Annotated in this window: 18 protein-coding genes, 4 tRNA genes and 1 other RNA gene; 10 read left to right on the forward strand and 13 right to left on the reverse strand. The window is 57.6% G+C overall.

Annotated features, from left to right (window positions below; translation table 11 throughout):
• Nucleotides 1-186 precede the first annotated feature (186 nt).
• The 5 genes from cysP to cysM all read left to right on the forward strand — a co-directional run bounded on the left by cysP (nt 187) and on the right by cysM (nt 5,034).
• Nucleotides 187-1,203, forward strand: coding sequence for a thiosulfate/sulfate ABC transporter substrate-binding protein CysP (gene cysP / locus AC1M2H_RS07450; protein WP_480150882.1), 1,017 nt, complete (start codon nt 187-189; stop codon nt 1,201-1,203).
• Complete coding sequence (cysT, locus tag AC1M2H_RS07455; RefSeq protein ID WP_426811875.1) at nt 1,203-2,036, forward strand: sulfate/thiosulfate ABC transporter permease CysT; 834 nt, start codon at nt 1,203-1,205, stop codon at nt 2,034-2,036. The genes cysP and cysT overlap by 1 nt, the downstream gene beginning before the upstream one ends.
• A complete protein-coding gene (cysW, locus tag AC1M2H_RS07460; RefSeq protein ID WP_426811876.1) occupies nt 2,036-2,911 on the forward strand; it encodes a sulfate/thiosulfate ABC transporter permease CysW in 876 nt (291 codons plus the stop codon). Before cysT ends, cysW begins: the two co-directional genes overlap by 1 nt.
• Nucleotides 2,901-3,995, forward strand: coding sequence for a sulfate/thiosulfate ABC transporter ATP-binding protein CysA (cysA, locus tag AC1M2H_RS07465; RefSeq protein WP_480150883.1), 1,095 nt, complete (start codon nt 2,901-2,903; stop codon nt 3,993-3,995). The genes cysW and cysA overlap by 11 nt, the downstream gene beginning before the upstream one ends.
• Before the next feature lie 127 nt (nt 3,996-4,122).
• Nucleotides 4,123-5,034 (forward strand): cysteine synthase CysM, encoded by a 912-nt coding sequence (gene cysM, locus AC1M2H_RS07470; protein ID WP_480150884.1) that lies wholly within the window; start codon nt 4,123-4,125, stop codon nt 5,032-5,034.
• Here cysM and AC1M2H_RS07475 read toward each other — a convergent pair.
• Both AC1M2H_RS07475 and ptsJ read right to left on the reverse strand, forming a co-directional pair.
• On the reverse strand, nt 5,031-5,432 hold the full coding sequence (locus tag AC1M2H_RS07475; RefSeq protein ID WP_480150885.1) for a YybH family protein: 402 nt from the start codon (nt 5,430-5,432) through the stop codon (nt 5,031-5,033). The genes cysM and AC1M2H_RS07475 overlap by 4 nt on opposite strands.
• A gap of 5 nt (nt 5,433-5,437) precedes the next feature.
• Entirely contained in the window at nt 5,438-6,745 is a 1,308-nt protein-coding gene (ptsJ, locus tag AC1M2H_RS07480; protein WP_480150886.1) for a MocR-like B6 salvage transcription factor PtsJ, read from the reverse strand.
• Nucleotides 6,746-6,827: 82 nt separating this feature from the next.
• On the opposite strand from ptsJ, the gene pdxK reads away from it, so the two are divergent.
• Complete coding sequence (gene pdxK / locus AC1M2H_RS07485; protein ID WP_480150887.1) at nt 6,828-7,697, forward strand: pyridoxine/pyridoxal/pyridoxamine kinase; 870 nt, start codon at nt 6,828-6,830, stop codon at nt 7,695-7,697.
• A 60-nt stretch (nt 7,698-7,757) separates the two neighbouring features.
• On the opposite strand, the gene crr is transcribed toward pdxK, so the two are convergent.
• The 5 genes from crr to cysZ form a co-directional block, all read right to left on the reverse strand.
• Nucleotides 7,758-8,267: a PTS glucose transporter subunit IIA gene (gene crr, locus AC1M2H_RS07490; protein WP_041146650.1), complete on the reverse strand. Its 510-nt coding sequence runs from the start codon at nt 8,265-8,267 to the stop codon at nt 7,758-7,760.
• 42 nt (nt 8,268-8,309) lie between these two features.
• Nucleotides 8,310-10,037 (reverse strand): phosphoenolpyruvate-protein phosphotransferase PtsI, encoded by a 1,728-nt coding sequence (gene ptsI, locus AC1M2H_RS07495; RefSeq protein WP_480150888.1) that lies wholly within the window; start codon nt 10,035-10,037, stop codon nt 8,310-8,312.
• 44 nt (nt 10,038-10,081) lie between these two features.
• Nucleotides 10,082-10,339 (reverse strand): phosphocarrier protein Hpr, encoded by a 258-nt coding sequence (gene ptsH / locus AC1M2H_RS07500; protein ID WP_000487600.1) that lies wholly within the window; start codon nt 10,337-10,339, stop codon nt 10,082-10,084.
• Nucleotides 10,340-10,720: 381 nt separating this feature from the next.
• Nucleotides 10,721-11,692, reverse strand: a complete 972-nt coding sequence (cysK, locus tag AC1M2H_RS07505; RefSeq protein ID WP_041146648.1) for a cysteine synthase A — start codon at nt 11,690-11,692, stop codon at nt 10,721-10,723.
• Nucleotides 11,693-11,915: 223 nt separating this feature from the next.
• Nucleotides 11,916-12,677, reverse strand: a complete 762-nt coding sequence (gene cysZ / locus AC1M2H_RS07510; protein ID WP_480150889.1) for a sulfate transporter CysZ — start codon at nt 12,675-12,677, stop codon at nt 11,916-11,918.
• A 230-nt stretch (nt 12,678-12,907) separates the two neighbouring features.
• Here cysZ and zipA point away from each other — a divergent pair, with 230 nt between their 5' ends.
• From zipA to AC1M2H_RS07525, 3 genes are all read left to right on the forward strand, one after another.
• Nucleotides 12,908-13,921, forward strand: coding sequence for a cell division protein ZipA (gene zipA, locus AC1M2H_RS07515; RefSeq protein WP_480150890.1), 1,014 nt, complete (start codon nt 12,908-12,910; stop codon nt 13,919-13,921).
• Between the two features lie 74 nt (nt 13,922-13,995).
• Entirely contained in the window at nt 13,996-16,011 is a 2,016-nt protein-coding gene (ligA, locus tag AC1M2H_RS07520; protein ID WP_480150891.1) for an NAD-dependent DNA ligase LigA, read from the forward strand.
• 1 nt (nt 16,012) lies between these two features.
• Nucleotides 16,013-16,231, forward strand: coding sequence for a DUF3820 family protein (locus tag AC1M2H_RS07525; protein WP_480150892.1), 219 nt, complete (start codon nt 16,013-16,015; stop codon nt 16,229-16,231).
• Here AC1M2H_RS07525 and AC1M2H_RS07530 read toward each other — a convergent pair.
• Nucleotides 16,228-17,226 carry a bile acid:sodium symporter family protein gene (locus AC1M2H_RS07530; RefSeq protein ID WP_480150893.1) on the reverse strand — a complete coding sequence of 333 codons (999 nt, stop codon included), beginning with the start codon at nt 17,224-17,226 and terminating at the stop codon, nt 16,228-16,230. The genes AC1M2H_RS07525 and AC1M2H_RS07530 overlap by 4 nt on opposite strands.
• Before the next feature lie 89 nt (nt 17,227-17,315).
• Between AC1M2H_RS07530 and AC1M2H_RS07535 the strand changes: the two genes are divergently transcribed.
• Nucleotides 17,316-18,242: a LysR substrate-binding domain-containing protein gene (locus AC1M2H_RS07535; protein ID WP_480150894.1), complete on the forward strand. Its 927-nt coding sequence runs from the start codon at nt 17,316-17,318 to the stop codon at nt 18,240-18,242.
• Nucleotides 18,243-18,294: 52 nt separating this feature from the next.
• On the opposite strand, the gene AC1M2H_RS07540 is transcribed toward AC1M2H_RS07535, so the two are convergent.
• The 5 genes from AC1M2H_RS07540 to AC1M2H_RS07560 all read right to left on the reverse strand — a co-directional run bounded on the left by AC1M2H_RS07540 (nt 18,295) and on the right by AC1M2H_RS07560 (nt 18,872).
• Nucleotides 18,295-18,431: non-coding RNA, RtT sRNA (locus tag AC1M2H_RS07540), on the reverse strand.
• Between the two features lie 43 nt (nt 18,432-18,474).
• Nucleotides 18,475-18,550 (reverse strand) — tRNA-Lys (locus AC1M2H_RS07545).
• 4 nt (nt 18,551-18,554) lie between these two features.
• Nucleotides 18,555-18,630, reverse strand: a tRNA-Val gene (locus AC1M2H_RS07550).
• A 46-nt stretch (nt 18,631-18,676) separates the two neighbouring features.
• A tRNA-Val gene (locus AC1M2H_RS07555) sits at nt 18,677-18,752 on the reverse strand.
• A gap of 44 nt (nt 18,753-18,796) precedes the next feature.
• Nucleotides 18,797-18,872, reverse strand: a tRNA-Val gene (locus AC1M2H_RS07560).
• Nucleotides 18,873-18,909 lie beyond the last annotated feature (37 nt).

The raw sequence follows: 18,909 nt of genomic DNA on the forward strand, positions 1-18,909 counted from the left end.
CCCCGCAGGGGAGGGTGGCTATCGGCTTCCGCCTCTCCTCTACTTTGCCGCCAGCGGCGGTTTTCAAACCCCTTATTCTCTTTTCTACTTCTAAATCGCCAAACGGTATATAAAACCGTTACTCCTTTGGTACGCGTTATAAATATTATGGCCATATGAAAGTCATCAATCTTATAAGGGTGCGCAATGGCCGTTAAATCACTGAACAAAGGATATCTGGCGCTGGCGGCTTCTGTACTGCTGGTTGCGCAGGCTCAGGCAACTGAATTGCTGAACAGTTCCTACGACGTTTCCCGCGAGCTGTTTGCCGCCCTTAACCCGCCGTTTGAACAGCAGTGGGCCAAAGATAACGGCGGCGATAAGCTGACGATTAAGCAGTCCCACGCCGGCTCGTCAAAGCAGGCGCTGGCGATCCTGCAGGGCTTAAAAGCCGACGTGGTAACCTATAACCAGGTGACCGACGTGCAGATCCTGCATGATAAAGGCAACCTGATCCCGGCCGACTGGCAAAGCCGCCTGCCGAACAACAGCTCGCCGTTCTACTCCACGATGGGTTTCCTGGTGCGCAAAGGGAACCCGAAAAATATCCATGACTGGAACGATCTCGTCCGTTCTGACGTGAAGCTTATCTTCCCGAACCCGAAAACGTCGGGCAACGCGCGCTACACCTATTTAGCCGCATGGGGCGCAGCGGATAAAGCCGACGGCGGCGATAAGGCCAAAACCGAGCAGTTCATGACCCAGTTCCTGAAAAATGTCGAAGTGTTCGATACCGGTGGCCGCGGCGCGACCACCACCTTCGCGGAGCGCGGGCTGGGCGATGTGCTGATTAGCTTCGAATCGGAAGTGAACAATATCCGCAAGCAGTATGAAGCGCAGGGTTTTGAGGTGGTGGTGCCGAAAACCAACATTCTTGCCGAATTCCCGGTGGCGTGGGTGGATAAAAACGTCAAGTACAACGGCACGGAGAAGGCGGCAAAAGCCTATCTGAACTGGCTCTACAGCCCGCAGGCGCAGACCATCGTCACCGACTACTACTACCGGGTGAACAACCCGCAGGTGATGGAAAAGCTGAAGGATAAATTCCCGCAGACCGAGCTGTTCCGCGTTGAAGACAAATTTGGCTCCTGGCCTGAGGTGATGAAAACCCACTTTGCCAGCGGCGGCGAGCTGGACAAACTGCTGGCGGCGGGGCGTAAGTAATGTTTGCTGCCGCCTCTAAGCGCGTGCTGCCGGGCTTTACCCTGAGTCTCGGCACCAGCCTGCTGTTTGTCTGTTTAATTCTGCTGCTTCCTCTGAGCGCGCTGGTGATGCAGCTGGCGCAGATGAGCTGGGGGCAGTACTGGGACGTTGTTACCAACCCGCAGGTGGTTGCCGCGTATAAGGTGACGCTGCTGTCGGCCTTTGTGGCCTCGGTGTTTAACGGCGTGTTTGGCCTGCTGATGGCGTGGATCCTGACGCGCTACCGTTTTCCCGGCCGCACGCTGCTTGATGCGCTGATCGATCTGCCCTTTGCGCTGCCGACGGCGGTAGCCGGCCTGACCCTGGCGTCGCTGTTTTCGGTTAACGGCTTCTACGGCGAGTGGCTGGCGCAGTTTGATATCAAGGTCACCTATACCTGGCTGGGTATCGCGGTGGCGATGGCTTTTACCAGCATTCCGTTCGTGGTGCGTACCGTCCAGCCGGTGCTGGAAGAGCTGGGCCCTGAATATGAAGAGGCCGCGGAAACGCTGGGCGCCACGCGTCTGCAGAGCTTTCGTAAAGTGGTGCTGCCGGAGCTTTCTCCGGCGCTGCTGGCCGGCGTGGCCTTGTCGTTTACCCGCAGCCTGGGCGAGTTCGGGGCGGTTATCTTTATCGCCGGCAATATCGCGTGGAAAACCGAAGTTACCTCGCTGATGATTTTTGTGCGTCTGCAGGAGTTTGACTACCCGGCGGCAAGCGCAATTGCCTCGGTGATCCTGGCCGCCTCGCTGCTGCTGCTGTTTTCCATCAACACCCTACAAAGTCGCTTTGGTCGACGCGTGGTAGGTCATTAATGGCGGAAGTTACTCAATTGAAGCGTTATGACGCGCCCCGCATCAACTGGGGTAAATGGTTTCTGATTGGTGCCGGGGTGCTGGTTTCCGCCTTCATTCTTATCGTGCCGATGGTTTACATCTTCGTTCAGGCCTTTAGTAAAGGGCTGATGCCGGTCCTGCAAAATCTCGCCGACCCGGATATGCTGCACGCCATCTGGCTGACGGTGATGATTGCGCTGATTACGGTGCCGGTGAACCTGGTCTTCGGTACGCTGCTGGCGTGGCTGGTGACGCGTTTTACCTTCCCCGGCCGCCAGCTGCTGCTGACGCTGCTGGATATCCCTTTTGCCGTCTCGCCGGTGGTGGCGGGGCTGGTCTATCTGCTGTTTTACGGCTCCAACGGCCCGCTTGGCGGCTGGCTGGATGCGCATAATCTGCAAATTATGTTTGCCTGGCCGGGCATGGTGCTGGCGACTATCTTCGTCACCTGCCCGTTTGTGGTGCGCGAGCTGGTGCCGGTGATGATGAGCCAGGGCAGCAACGAAGATGAGGCGGCGATTCTGCTCGGCGCGTCGGGCTGGCAGATGTTCCGCCGGGTGACGCTGCCCAATATTCGCTGGGCGCTGGTGTACGGCGTAGTGCTGACCAACGCGCGCGCCATCGGCGAATTCGGCGCGGTGTCGGTGGTCTCCGGGTCAATTCGCGGCGAGACGCTATCGCTGCCGCTGCAAATTGAGCTGCTGGAGCAGGATTACAATACCGTGGGTTCATTTACCGCCGCAGCCCTGCTGACGTTAATGGCTATTTTGACCCTGTTTTTGAAGAGTTTGGCGCAATGGCGTTTGGCCAATCAGGAAAAACGCGCGCAGCTGGAGGGAAATCATGAGCATTGAGATTGCCAATATTAAGAAATCTTTTGGTCGCACCCAGGTGCTGAATGATATCTCGCTGGATATCCCTTCCGGACAGATGGTGGCGTTGCTGGGGCCGTCAGGCTCCGGGAAAACCACGCTGCTGCGCATTATCGCCGGCCTGGAGAATCAGTCCAGCGGCCATATTCGCTTTCACGGTACCGACGTAAGCCGCATGCACGCCCGCGATCGCAAAGTGGGCTTTGTGTTCCAGCACTACGCGCTATTCCGTCATATGACGGTGTTCGACAATATCGCTTTTGGTCTGACGGTGCTGCCGCGCCGCGAGCGGCCGGACGCTGCCGGGATCAAGGCTAAGGTGACGAAGCTGCTGGAAATGGTGCAGCTGGTGCATCTTGCCGATCGCTATCCGGCGCAGCTCTCCGGCGGCCAGAAACAGCGCGTGGCCCTCGCGCGCGCGCTGGCCGTTGAGCCGCAGATCCTGCTGCTTGATGAGCCCTTCGGCGCGCTGGATGCCCAGGTGCGTAAGGAGCTCCGCCGCTGGCTGCGCCAGCTGCATGAAGAGCTGAAGTTTACCAGCGTGTTCGTAACCCACGACCAGGAAGAGGCGATGGAAGTCGCCGATCGCGTGGTGGTGATGAGCCAGGGCAGCATCGAGCAGGCCGACGCCCCGGAACGAGTCTGGCGCGAGCCCTCCACCCGCTTCGTGCTGGAGTTTATGGGCGAAGTTAACCGCCTGAAGGGCACCATCCGCGGCGGCCAGTTCCACGTTGGCGCGCACCGCTGGCAGTTGGGCTATACCCCGGCGTACCAGGGGCCGGTCGATCTGTTCCTGCGCCCGTGGGAGGTCGATATCAGCCGCCGCACCAGCCTCGATTCGCCGCTGCCGGTACAGGTGCTGGAAGCCAGCCCGAAAGGGCACTACACCCAATTAGTCGTGCAGCCGCTGGGGTGGTATGACGAACCGCTGACCGTGGTCCTGCCCGGAAATGATGCGCCGTATCGCGGCGAACGCCTGTTTGTTGGTTTGCAAAACGCGCGCCTGTATAACGGCAATGAGCGCATCGAGCCGCGCGAGGAGCTTGCTCTGGCAGAATCTGCCTGATAGCTTAAGCCTCAGTTTATCGTCGTGCAGGCGACGGCAGGGATTGGGTAGCCCGGATGCACCGCCATCCGGGGACGTTTGCAGGCCGGGTAAACTCACCTCCCGGCCTTTTTATTGGGTAAAAACCGTGAATACATTAGAACAAACCATCGGCAATACTCCTCTGGTTAAATTGCAGCGCCTGGGGCCGGACAACGGCAGCGAAATCTGGGTCAAGCTGGAAGGCAATAATCCGGCGGGCTCCGTTAAGGACCGCGCCGCGCTTTCGATGATCGTCGAGGCGGAAAAACGCGGCGAAATCGCGCCCGGCGACGTGCTGATTGAAGCGACCAGCGGCAATACCGGCATCGCGCTGGCGATGATTGCGGCGCTGAAAGGCTACCGCATGAAGCTGCTGATGCCCGACAATATGAGCCAGGAGCGCCGCGCCGCTATGCGCGCATACGGCGCCGAGCTGATTTTGGTCACCAAAGAGCAGGGGATGGAGGGCGCGCGCGATCTCGCCGCGGAGATGGCGCAGCGCGGCGAAGGCAAGCTGCTGGATCAGTTCAACAACCCCGATAACCCCTACGCGCACTACGCTACCACCGGGCCGGAAATTTGGCAGCAGACCGAGGGGCGCATTACCCATTTCGTCTCCAGCATGGGCACCACCGGCACCATTACCGGCGTCTCACGCTTCCTGCGTGAACAGGATAAAGCGGTGAGCATTGTCGGCCTGCAGCCGGAGGAAGGGAGCAGCATCCCGGGCATTCGCCGCTGGCCGGTGGAGTATATGCCGGGCATTTTTAACGCCTCGCTGGTGGACGCGGTGCTGGATATCCATCAGCAGGATGCGGAAAACACCATGCGCATGCTGGCGGTTCAGGAAGGCATTTTTTGCGGCGTAAGCTCCGGCGGGGCGGTTGCCGGCGCGCTGCGCATTGCCCGGGAAAATCCCGGCGCGGTGGTTGTGGCGATCGTCTGCGATCGCGGGGATCGCTACCTCTCCACCGGCGTGTTTGGCGAAGAGCACTTCGCCCAGGGCGCGGGCATCTAAGCCGGCGGTAGGTCCAGTAGGTCGGTGCCGTAGGAGTTATCTACGGTACAGAGCCAGCGCTGGTTCTGCAGCTGGAAAACATAGGTCGCGCGCCGCGTGACCTGCGTTGAGCCGCCTTCCGCGGCGGGGATATCCAGCCGGGTTTCCATTATCACCAGCGCATTCCCCGCGCCTTCAACGATCTCCATTTTTCCCTGGGTGACCACCAGTCGATGTTGAAAATAGTCGGCAATTGCGACAAAAGCCTTGCGGATATTCTCTTTTCCCCTGACCACCATTCCCGGCTTAACGACCAGCGCGGCGTCTTCCGCGTAGTGGGTCATTAAGGTGGCGTAATCTTCCTCTGAGATAGCCTGGTCACAGGCTTCGATGACCGCTTTTAGCTGCGGGTTTGACATGATACTTACTCCGGTTTTTGTGGGCAGAGCGCGTGATGGAGATCCTCGGCCAGCCGGTCAATCTCATCGGGAGCGAGGGCGGCGAGCGAGAGCCGTAATCCATGCGACGGCGTGCTAATGCCAAAGGGCTCCCCTTCGCGCACCAGCCAACCCGCGCGGGCCAGGCGCAGCGCCAGCGGCTGGCTCGGCGCCGACAGCGGAAGCCAAAAGTTCAGGCCATCGCCGGCGCCAGGGTTATCGATACCGCGGCGGGCAAGGGCGCTGGCCAGCCTTTCGTTACGCAGGCGGTAGGCGCGGCGGGTCTCCTCCAGGGAGGCGGTAAACAGACTATCATTCAGACAGGCCAGTACTAAATCCTGTAGCAGATGGCTGACCCACTGGCTACCCGAGTTGAGACGCAGCCTCAGCGCCGCTGAGGTTGTGGGATCGCTGGCGACAACCGCCAGACGTAAATCGGGCCCCAGCGTTTTCGACATTGAGCGGATCAGCGCCCAGCGCCGGGTTTGCGCGGACAGAGGGGATCGCCACGGCGCGGATGAGAGCAGCGCAAAATGATCGTCGAGAATCACCAGTACCTGCGGATAGCGGGCCACTATTTCACGGATCGCCGCGGCCCGGGCTTCGCTCAGGCTGCAGCCGGTGGGATTATGCGCGCGCGGCGTAATAATCACCGCCCTGGCGCCCTGACGTAAGGCCTCCTGCAGTGCGGCGGGCTGCATGCCTTCGTCATCAACCGGTACCGGACAGGCGTTAAAGCCGGCATCGCGCAGCATATTGATGCTGGTGAGAAAGCAGGGGTCTTCCACCACCACCCGATCGCCGGGCAGCAGCAGCGCGCACAGGAGCCGCTCCAGGGCGTCAATCGCGCCGCTGGTGAGATTGATTTCACACTCAGCTCCGGCATCTTTCTGCATCCAGTCGTGGGCCCAGCGGGCCAGCCTCGGGTCGACGGCGGCGCTGCCGTACAGGCGGGGAGCCGGGCTGAGGGTTGTGAAGTAGCGGTTGAGGTCGGGGAGACGCTGCGGGTCGGGGTTGCCGCCGGAAATATCGTTCAGCGCCGAGCCCTGAGCGCTGCCTTCCAGCACCATTGGCGCACCGGGGGATCTGATGGCCGTACCTTTGCGCCCCTGGCTCACGGCCAGGCCGGAGGTCACCAGGCGCTTATAGGCGGCGGCAACGGTGTTGCGATTAACGGCGAGTCTGGCAGCCAGCTCGCGAACCGGAGGCAGCAGGTCACCGGGTTGTAGCATTCCGCTCTGCACCAGATGACGGATGTTATCAAAGATATCATTGGCGGTTTTTCCGGCGAACATTATTGACCTATGACAAAATGAATTTTAGCATAAGACGAATGATAAGCAGGGGATAACCCGCTGTCCAGCGGGAGGAGACAGGATGGGCCAGCAAGACGAAATACAATCGGTGCTCTTCAATGACAAAAGCCGGGCGCTGCAGGTCGATATCGTTGCCGTGCAGTCGCAGGTCGTTTACGGCAGCGTGGGCAACAGCATCGCGGTGCCGGCGATCGAGCAGCACGGCCTGCGGGTTATGGCGGTGCCGACGGTGCTGTTCAGCAATACGCCGCACTACGATACGTACTACGGCGGGGTGATCCCTGAAGAGTGGTTTGTTGGCTATCTGCGCGCGCTGGAAGAGCGCGATGCGCTGCGCGAGCTGCGGGCGGTTACCGCGGGCTATATGGGCAGCGCGGTGCAGATTGAGCGGTTGGCGCAGTGGCTGCAGCGGATCCGCGAAAGTCATCCTGAGCTGTGTATTCTGGTCGATCCGGTGATCGGCGACGTCGATAGCGGCATTTACGTTAAGGCCGAAATTCCGCAGGCCTACCGCAGTCACCTGCTGCCGCTGGCCCAGGGGATCACGCCGAACCTGTTTGAGCTGGAAACGCTCAGCGGGATCTCCTGCCGCAGCCAGCAGGAGGCGGTGAACGCCGCGCGCAGCCTGCTGTCCGACGCGCTGAAATGGGTGGTTATCACCAGCGCGCCGGGGCTCGATAGCAGCACCATCAACGTGCTGGTGGTGACGGCAGAGTCGGTGGAGGTGGTTGTCCATCCGCGGGTAGAAACGGATCTGAAGGGGACGGGAGACCTTTTTTGCGCCGAGCTTATCAGCGGTTTAGTCTGCGGACTGGCGTTAGGTGAAGCGGCGCGAGCCGCGGCGCAGCAGGTGCTGGCGGTGATGACCTGGACCGCGGAGCGCGGCAGCGATGAGCTGATTCTGCCCCGTCGGGAAGAGGGTAACCGCTGAGTTCGGCGATACGGAGATAAAAAAATGGCGCCAGGAGGCGCCATTTTTCTGCGGCAAGAATTACTTCTTGATGCGGATAACCGGGGTTTCGCCCACGGTCACGCTACCGGACAGTTTGATCAGCTCTTTAATCTCGTCCATGTTGGAGATAACAACCGGAGTCAGGGTAGACTTGGCTTTCTCTTCCAGCAGCGGCAGGTCGAATTCGATAACCGGATCGCCGATTTTCACGCGCTGGCCTTCTTCGGCAATACGCTTGAAGCCTTCGCCTTTCAGCTCAACGGTATCAATACCAAAGTGAACGAACAGCTCGATGCCGCTATCGGATTCAATAGAGAACGCATGGTTGGTTTCAAAGATTTTACCGATGGTACCGTCTACCGGCGCAACCATTTTGTTGCCGGTCGGCTTGATGGCAATGCCATCACCCACAATTTTTTCTGCAAAAACCACATCCGGCACGTCTTCGATGTTAACGATCTCGCCAGAGAGCGGAGCAATAATCTCAATAGTTCCGGTGTCTTTTTTGTCATCAGAAACCAGAGATTTCAATTTATCGAACAAACCCATGATCTTCTCCTAAGCAGTAAATTGGGCCGCGCATCTTATGGATTAGCAGATTGTTTTTTCTTCAATGAACTTGTTAACCAGCGTCATTAACTCGTCCGTTGTCGGTTGAGCAAGAGCCTGCTCTGCTAATACTTTCGCATCTTCGAAGTTCGTGTTACGAATAATCTTCTTGATACGCGGGATGGAAATGGCGCTCATAGAGAATTCGTCCAGCCCCATACCCAGCAACAGAAGTGTAGCACGTTCATCGCCCGCAAGCTCACCGCACATGCCGGTCCATTTGCCTTCGGCGTGAGAAGCATCAATAACCTGCTTAATCAGCGTCAGGACGGATGGTGACATTGGCTGGTAAAGATGTGAAATCATATCATTACCACGGTCAACTGCCAGAGTATACTGCGTTAAATCATTGGTTCCGATACTAAAGAAATCAACTTCCTTCGCTAAGTGACGCGCAATCGTGGCGGCGGCCGGCGTTTCAACCATCACGCCAACTTCGATTGTTTCGTCAAATGCTTTACCTTCGTCGCGCAGTTCCTGCTTGTAGATTTCAATCTCTTTCTTCAGTGCACGCACTTCTTCAACGGAGATGATCATCGGGAACATGATGCGCAGTTTACCGAAAGCAGAGGCACGCAGGATGGCGCGAACCTGGTCACGCAGGATCTCTTTACGATCCATCGCGATACGCACGGCACGCCAGCCGAGGAACGGGTTCTCTTCTTTCGGGAAGTTCATGTACGGCAGCTCTTTATCGCCGCCGATATCCATGGTGCGAACGATAACGGCCTGAGAGCCGCACGCTTCGGCTACCGCTTTGTAGGCCGCAAACTGTTCTTCTTCAGTCGGCAGCGCGTCGCGGTCCATGAACAGGAATTCGGTACGGTACAGGCCTACGCCTTCCGCGCCGTTACGCTCGGCGCCGTCGATGTCGCGGACGGTACCGATGTTGGCGCACACTTCAACCTGATGGCCGTCGAGCGTAATCGCCGGCAGATCTTTCAGCTTCGCCAGCTCGGCTTTCTCTTCGGCAACCTGGGCCTGCAGAGCGCGCAGCTCTTCAATTTGTTCGTTGCTCGGGTTAACCAGAACCTGGTTGTTGACCGCGTCAAGAACCAGATAATCGCCGTTTTTCACCTGCGTGGTGACGCTACCGGTGCCGACAATTGCCGGCAGCTCAAGGGAGCGCGCCATGATGGAGGTGTGGGAAGTACGGCCGCCCGCGTCGGTGATAAAGCCCAGCACCTTGTTGAGGTTCAGCTGTGCGGTTTCTGACGGGGTGAGATCGGCGGCAACCAGAATGACTTCATCCTGAATCGCGCTCAGATCGATGATAGCCAGGCCGAGGATGTTGCGCAGCAGGCGCTTACCAATATCGCGTACGTCAGCCGCACGCTCTTTCAGGTATTCGTCATCCAGCTCTTCAAGAGCGGTAGCCTGGCCTTCGATAATTTCATTCGCTGCCGCGTCGGCAGTCATGTTCTTATCTTTAATCAGGGCTATGATTTCCTGCTCAAGCTCCTCATCTTCCAGCAGCATGATGTGCCCTTCGAAGATGGCTTCTTTTTCTTCACCGAAAGTTTCACCAGCTTTGGTTTTGATGACCTCCAGCTGGGCGGAGGCCTTGGTGCGGCCGCTCAGAAAACGTTCAATTTCCTGGTCAACCTTATCGGCAGAAATTTTCTTCCGGTCGATGACAATTTCGTCTTCTTTCAGCAGGAGAGCCTTACCGAAAGCGATACCCGGGGATGCTAAAATGCCTGAAATCATAACCCTACCTTACTTGTGACTGATATTAAAAAGAACCCGTGAACTTACTCGAGTTCAGCCATCAGTTTTACCAGATGCTCAACTGCTTTCTGCTCATCTTCGCCTTCAGCGGAGATGGTGACGACGGTACCCTGAGTCAGGCCCAGAGTTTGCAGTTTGAACAGGCTTTTGGCGCTGGCGCTTTTGCCGTTGGAGGTTACAGTGATCTCAGAAGTGAAGCCTTTTGCTTCTTTAACAAACTGAGCAGCAGGGCGGGTGTGCAGACCGTTCGGAGCGGTAATGGTAACTTCTTGCTGGAACATTATATTTCCCCAACTTATAGGTTTAGTGTTGTGGACCTAAAGTCTAGCCTAACGGCCAGGCTTTAGCCTGTATTGTTAGCGCCGGCGTTACGTGTCTGGCTAAGGTGTCGGCAGCGGTTAACCGCTGTGAGGACCATCTGGCCGTTGACGTCTGGCACGTCATTAAACATTATGCCGCGAAAGGAAGACTTGAACCAAATCATAAAATCGATTCAGCTTATGGAAATCCAATTATGAATAATTTCGCGCATCAAAATAAATGTGCTGGTTAAATACCAGACCCTACGCGGTGAATCAATGCCAGGAGGGGTAAAACTTTGACGTGTGCCACAAAAAAGCACCTAAAAAGGTGCTTTTTTACACGATACTTACAAGCTGGCATCACTGTTGCAGTTCTTTCTCTGTGAAGAGATCGGCAAACAGGGCCGTGCTTAAATAACGCTCACCAGAAGAAGGTAGGATAACCACTATATTCTTATTGGTAAAGGCCTCATCTTCCTGCAGCTTAAGCGCGGCGGCGACGGCGGCGCCGGAAGAGATACCGGCGAGGATACCTTCTTCATCCATCAGGCGGCGGGCGGTGGAGATTGCCTCTTCGTTGGTGATGGCGACCACTTTATCGACCAGTTTCAGATCGAGGTTGCCCGGAATAAAGCCGGCGCCGATCCCCTGAATTTTGTGCGGGCCCGGCTTGAGTTCCTGGCCTGCCAGCGCCTGGGCGATCACCGGTGAATCGGTCGGTTCGACCGCCACGGTAATCAGATCTTTTTTGCCCTTGGTGCCTTTGATGTAGCGGCTCACGCCGGTCAGCGTACCGCCGGTGCCGACGCCAGAGATAAAGACGTCAACCTGGCCATCGGTATCTTCCCAGATTTCCGGGCCGGTGGTTTTTTCATGGATTTCCGGGTTAGCCGGGTTGCTGAACTGCTGCAGCAGGAGATATTTTTCCGGGTTGCTGGCAACGATCTCTTCGGCTTTTTGAATCGCCCCTTTCATGCCTTTCGCGCCTTCGGTCAGCACCAGGTTGGCGCCCAGCGCTTTCAGCAGCTTGCGGCGCTCGATGCTCATGGTTTCCGGCATGGTCAGCGTCAGCTTGTAGCCGCGGGCTGCGGCGACGTAGGCGAGGGCGATACCGGTATTGCCGCTGGTCGGCTCTACCAGCTCAACGCCGGCTTTCAATACTCCGCGTTTTTCAGCATCCCAAATCATATTGGCACCGATACGGCATTTGACGCTAAAGCTCGGGTTGCGAGATTCAACCTTTGCCAGGATGCGTCCGTTACCGATTCGGTTCAGTCGGACTAGCGGCGTATGACCGATAGTCAGGGAGTTATCTTCAAAAATCTTACTCATGGCCCGTCCTTAACTGTATGAAATTTGGGAGTACGGCTTCAGCATACCCGCTTAAAGAATATGCGGAAGTAAGGATTTAGCATATCTATATTCGTAAGGGAAATAATGGCAAGCCAGAAGGAATAAGGCGCGACATAAGCCGTGGCCCGCCAGCGCTTGAAGATGCGGCTCCGCAGAGTACCGATTGTGGCCCATCCATAGGCCTGCGCGCATCCGGAATAACCTATTTCCACATCGCGTGTTTATCGCGATAGCAGTCGACCCACATCGCCGTTGCGCCGCAAATGGCCACCGGCAGGATAACCAGGTTGAGGACCGGGATCAGGGTGAACAGGCTGGTCAGCGCGCCAAACTGCATATTGGTAACTTTGCGCGTACGCAGCGCCTCGCGCATGGTTTTAAACGGTACCTTATGGTTGTCAAACGGGTAGTCGCAGTACTGAATGGCCAGCATCCACGCGCTGAACAGGAACCACAGCACCGGCGCAACGGTCTGGCCGATGCCTGGAATGAAGTACAGGATCAGCAGGATAATTGCGCGCGGCAGATACCAGGCAAACTTTTGCCATTCACGTTTCATAATGCGCGGGACATCTTTCACGATGCCGAATATACCGACGTCGGGAGGCGTGGCGCCGGTTAATCGCGCCTCCAGCTGCTCCGCCAGCAGGCCGCTGAACGGAGCGGCGATCCAGTTGGCGATAGTCGAGAAAAAGTAGCCGAAGACCAGCAGAATCGAAATGACCATTAGCGGCCAAAGCAGATAGTTGAGCCAGCTCAGCCATTGCGGCACGTGGCTCATCAGCGAGGGGATCCAGCTATCAAGACGCGTGAACAGCCACCAGAAGGCGCCGCCCATCAGGATAATATTGACTAATAAAGGCAGGAATACGTAACGACGAATTCCCGGCAGCCCGATCAGTTTCCAGCCCTGCGAAAAATAGTAAATGCCGCTACGCGGGGAAGTTGCGGATGTTGAAACCATGGTCAGGCAATGCTCCTTTTTGAACATTCAGGCCGAATGCCCGCTTATTTTATCGGGTTGCCCGACAATAACCAGTTAGGAAATGTTCGAAAAAGCAGCAAAAAGCACGATTTAGTTCATCTTTATGTAGTGAAAGGGGCAGACCCACTTGCACTCGGCGTAATCGACAAATACTCTTAGTAAGTAAATGTTTGCCGTGGTGGCAAGGTGTTAGAACAACAGAGAATATAATGATGCAGGATTTGCGTCTGATATTAATCATTGTTGGCGCGATCGCCATAATCGCTTTACTGGTACACGGTTTCTGGACCAGCCGTAAAGAACGTTCCTCGATGTTTCGCGATCGCCCACTAAAACGTATGAAGTCTCGCGATGACGAAGAGTCTGAAAGCGATGACTTTGATGACGATGGCGTAGGTGAAGTTCGCGTTCACCGGGTTAACCACGCGCCAAATGGCCACAGTGGGGAGCAAGAGGCACCGCGTCAGACGCCACAGCACCAGTATCAGCCGCCTTACGAACGTCAGGCGCAGCCGCCCGTGCGTGCGGAAGAGCCCGTTCGTCAGCCGCAGCCTGCTCAGCACCAGCAGTATCCGCACCAGCAGCAGGCCCCGCAGCCGCAAACCAGCGCGCCTCAGCATTATCAGCCCGTGCCGCACCAGCCAGCCGCGCCAGTCGCGCAGCAGCAGGCGCCTCAGCAGCCGGTGGCGCAGAGCGCGCCGCAGCCTGCTCCGGCTCAGCCCGCCGCTGCCACACCGGCTCAGCCGGCGCCTGAACCGGTAGTCGCTGAACCCGCGCCGGCAGCTCCGCAGCCAAAAGAGCGCAAAGAGACGGTTATCGTGATGAACGTGTCGGCGCATCAGGGCTCGCAGATCAACGGTGAGGTGTTGATCAACAGCATCCAGCAGGCGGGCTTCAAGTTTGGCGATATGAATATCTTCCATCGCCATCTCAGCCCGGACGGCAGCGGCCAGGTCCTGTTCAGCCTGGCTAATATGGTGAAACCCGGTACCTTTAACCCGGACAGCATGGCGAATATGACGACGCCTGGGGTCACTATCTTTATGCAGGTGCCGTCCTTTGGTGATGAGCTGCAAAACTTTAAGCTGATGCTGCAGTCCGCCCAGTACATCGCCGACGAAGTCGGTGGCGTGGTGCTGGACGATCAGCGTCGGATGATGACTCCGCAGAAAATGCGTGAATATCAAGACCGTATTCGTGAAGTGAAAGAGGCTAACGCCTGATTCACCGACCTGCGTTTCGTCTCCCAATCCTGAACCCCCGCCCGTCGGGGGTTTTTTATCATTGATGGTGCGATATGGAACCGATCGAACAAAAACTGACTGAACTGCGAACCACGCTTCGCCATCATGAATATCTGTACCACGTTATGGACACCCCTGAAGTGCCCGATGCGGAATACGACCGGCTGATGCGCGAGCTGCGCGAGCTGGAAGCCCTGCATCCCGAGCTCATCGTCTCCGACTCGCCGACTCAACGCGTGGGGGCGGCTCCGCTGGCCTCCTTTAGCCAGATTCGTCATGAAGTCCCGATGCTTTCGCTGGATAACGTTTTTGACGAAGAGAGCTTCCTCGCGTTTAACAAGCGCGTTCAGGACCGGCTGAAAAGCAGCGACGATCTGGTCTACTGCTGCGAGCTGAAGCTGGACGGGCTGGCCGTGAGTATTTTGTACGAAAACGGCGTGCTGGTGCAGGCGGCCACGCGCGGCGACGGCACCACCGGGGAGGATATTACCTCCAACGTGCGCACGATTCGCGCGATCCCGCTGAAGCTGCGCGGTGACAATATCCCCGCGCGGCTGGAAGTGCGCGGCGAGGTGTTCCTGCCGCAGGCCGGATTCGAAAAAATTAACGACGAGGCGCGTCGCACCGGCGGGAAAGTCTTTGCTAACCCGCGCAATGCGGCCGCTGGCTCCCTGCGTCAGCTCGATCCGCGGATTACGGCGAAGCGACCGCTTACTTTCTTCTGCTACGGCGTGGGTACGCTGGAAGGTGGCGAGCTGCCGGCGAGTCATTCCGGGCGTCTGCAGCAGTTTAAGGACTGGGGATTGCCGGTCAGCGATCGCGTAAAGCTCTGCCGTACTCCAGAGGAAGTGCTTACTTACTATCGTAAGGTTGAGGAGGACCGCCCGACGCTAGGTTTCGATATCGACGGCGTGGTGATCAAGGTGGACTCCCTTGAGCTTCAGGAGCAGCTCGGCTTTGTCGCCCGCGCCCCGCGCTGGGCCGTCGCCTTTAAGTTCCCCGCTCAGGAGCAGATGACCTTCGTACGTGACGTCGAGTTTCAGGTTGGCCGTACCGGCGCCATCACGCCGGTGGCGCGCCTTGAGCCGGTCCACGTAGCCGGCGTGCTGGTGAGTAACGCCACGCTGCACAACGCCGATGAAATTGAACGCCTGGGTCTGCGAATTGGCGATAAGGTTGTGATTCGCCGCGCCGGAGACGTGATTCCTCAGGTGGTTAACGTGGTGCTCTCCGAGCGCCCGGAGGAGACGCGGGAAATTATCTTCCCGACCCATTGCCCGGTGTGCCATTCGGACGTTGAGCGCGTGGAAGGCGAAGTGGTGACGCGCTGTACCGGCGGATTAATTTGCGGCGCGCAGCGTAAAGAGGCCTTAAAGCATTTCGTTTCCCGCCGCGCGTTAGACGTTGAGGGCATGGGCGAGAAGATCATTGACCAGCTGGTTGAGAAAGAGTACGTGCACACGCCGGCCGACCTGTTCCGCTTAAGCCCGGGTAAGCTCACCGGCCTTGAGCGCATGGGGCCAAAGTCGGCGCAAAACGTGGTTAATGCGTTGGAAAAATCGAAAGAGACGACCTTTGCCCGCTTCCTGTACGCGCTTGGCATTCGTGAGGTCGGCGAAGCAACGGCCGCGGGGCTGGCGGCGCATTTTGCGACGATTGAGGCCCTCGAACAGGCTTCCATTGACGACCTGCAGAAGGTGCCTGATGTTGGGATTGTGGTGGCGACCCACGTGCGCAATTTCTTTGCTGAGGAGAGCAACCGCGAGGTTATCGCCCAGCTGCTCGCGGAGGGCGTTCGCTGGCCCGCGCCGGTGGTGGTCAATGCCGAAGAGATCGATAGCCCGTTTGCCGGCAAAACCGTGGTCCTGACCGGCAGCCTGAGCCTGCTCTCCCGGGATGACGCCAAAGCGCGGCTGGTGGCGTTGGGGGCGAAAGTGGCGGGCAGCGTATCAAAGAAAACCGATCTGGTGATTGCCGGGGAAGCGGCGGGGTCGAAGCTGGCTAAAGCTCAGGAGCTGGGGATTGCGGTGATCGACGAAGCCGAAATGCTGCGGCTGCTGGGAGATTAACGTGGATAAAGAACTGCTCATCGAGATTGCTAATACGGAAATGCCGTTTGGTAAATATAAGGGCCGTCGTTTGATTGACGTGCCTGAAGAGTATTTGCTGTGGTTTGCTCGTAAGGAGCAGTTTCCCGCCGGCCATCTTGGCGAGCTGATGGCGTTAACCTTATTAATTAAAACCGAAGGGCTGACCCAGCTGGTTCAGCCCCTCAGGCGGCCGCGTTAAGCCTCGGGGGCGCTGGCCTTTTCGCGCGCCAGCCGCTCCTCTGCCTGCCGTTTGTAGCGTCGTGCCAGCACGGCGCACACCATCAGCTGGATCTGGTGGAAAATCATCAGCGGCAGCACCATGATCCCCAGTATTGACGTTGGAAAGAGAATGTTGGCCATCGGGATCCCGTTTGCCAGGCTCTTTTTCGATCCGCAAAAGACGATGGTAATTTCATCCGCTTTATTGAAGCCGCATTTACGCGCCACCAGGGTATTGATGGCGATAACGATGGCCAGCAGCACGATGCTGACGATGACGATGAAAAGCAGCGAACCCGGACCAACCTTATGCCAGATACCGTTCACCACCGCTTCGCTAAACGCCGAGTAGACGACCAGCAGAATTGAGGTTTGATCGGTTTTTGAAATCCATTTCTTATTCCGCGCTACCCACGCGCCGATCCATGGCCGGGAGAGATGGCCGAGGACGAACGGCAGCAGAAGCTGCAGCATAATCTTGCCGACCTGCTCCAGGCTGCCGCCGGCGCCGTGCAGATTCATCAGTAGCCCAACCAGCAGCGGAGAAATGAAAATCCCCAGCAGGCTCGATGCCGAGGCTGAGCATACGGCCGCCGCCACGTTGCCGCCGGCCAGCGACGTAAAGGCGATCGCTGACTGCACGGTTGCGGGCAGAATGCAGAGATAAATAAAGCCGGTATAGAGCGCCGGATCGACGTTTATCGGCGCCCACCACGCAAACAGCACTCCCAGAACGGGGAAGAGGATAAAGGTGCTGCACATTACCCACAGATGCAAACGCCAGTGGCCGCCGCCGGAGATAATCGCCTCACGGGAGAGCTTTGCGCCGTGCATAAAGAACAGCAGGGCAATAGCCGCAGTGGTTAAATTCTCAAAGAAGGGGACAAATCCGCCGCGCGCCGGGAAAAAGGAAGCCAGCAGGACGACGGTAACCAGGGTGAGGGTAAAGGGATCAAGAATGCGGAAAAATTTCATAAACGCTCCTGAAAATCGATTTCGCTATTGTGCTTTTTTTAGTTTGAGAAATAAAATCGATTTATTGCATCTATTCATGAATAAAAAAGATGAATTATTCGCTGCGTCAGTTAAAGGTATTTGTCACCGTCGCCAGGGCGAGAAGCTTCAGCCGGGCAGGGGAGATGATTGGGCTCAGCCAGTCGGCGGTGAGCCACAGCGTCAAGGAGTTGGAGCATCAGACCGGCGTGCGGCTGCTGGACAGAACCACCCGGGAGGTGGTGCTGACCGAAGCGGGGAATCAGCTGGCGGGGCGGCTTGAGCGGCTGCTGGACGAGCTGAACAGTACGCTGCGCGACGCCGGACGCGTGGGTCAGCAGCTGACGGGAACCGTGCGGGTTGCCGCCAGCCAGACTATTTCCGCCCATCTGATCCCCCAGTGTATTGCCCATAGCAACCAGCGCTACCCGGAGATTGATTTTGTGCTCCACGATCGCCCCCAGCAGTGGGTTCTGGAGAGCATTCGCCAGGGCGAGGTGGATTTTGGCATTGTTATCGATCCGGGCGCCGCAGCGGATTTACAGTGTGAGACGGTTCTGTCGGAACCGTTTTTGCTTTTGTGTCGGGAGGATCATCCTTTTGCCGAAAAAGCATCGGTGGGCTGGCAGGATCTTCACCGCCAGCGGCTGGTATTGCAGGATTACGCCTCCGGCAGCCGGCCGCTGATTGACGCCGCGCTGGCGCGCTTTGGCATTGACGCCAATATTGTGCAGGAGATAGGGCATCCGGCGACGCTGTTTCCGATGGTGGAGTCAGGGATTGGGATTAGCGTTTTACCGGCGCTGGCGCTGCCTCTCCCGCAGGGCAGCCATTTGCGGGTCAGGCGGCTAATGCCGGTTGTTGAGCGGCAGCTGATGCTGGCGCGGCGCAAGAAACGCTCGCTCTCAACCGCCGCGCAGGCGCTGTGGGAGGTGGTGCGTGAAGAGGGAAGTTCGCTGACCGCGGGTAGAACTGACGATCCGCTGTATCAGCGGTGAGGCGTGAGTCCGTGGAGACGGGCGTGGTGTTCAGAAACGAAAAAAGCGGGCGTGCAGGGTCGTGCAGGATATCACTCGTCTCATCCTGAGACTCGCCCTACGGGTCGCCGCGAGCGGCGATGCAAAATCGCTCCCGGCGATTTTGTCGAACCTGCAGCAGGTTCTCATCCTGCACGGTTGAGCATGGTGCTCAGAAACGAAAAAAGCGCCAAAAGGCGCTTTTTTCTGAATATGGTGGGTCGTGCAGGATTCGAACCTGCGACCAATTGATTAAAAGTCAACTGCTCTACCAACTGAGCTAACGACCCGAAGTGGTGGGTGATGACGGGATCGAACCGCCGACCCCCTCCTTGTAAGGGAGGTGCTCTCCCAGCTGAGCTAATCACCCACTTCGGTACTTCATTTTATTGCAAGAAATCCAGCTGGCGAGAAAGTGGTGGGTGATGACGGGATCGAACCGCCGACCCCCTCCTTGTAAGGGAGGTGCTCTCCCAGCTGAGCTAATCACCCACTTCTCAATTTCTTGCTACACGGCGGAGACTACGTAAAGTAGTTGGTAGGTGATGACGGGTTCGAACCGCCGACCCCCTCCTTGTAAGGGAGGTGCTCTCCCAGCTGAGCTAATCACCCCCGCTGTGTGGAGTCGCATTATAGGGAGAGTTGAAAA

The sequence above is a fragment of the Klebsiella sp. F11 genome (assembly GCF_056712265.1).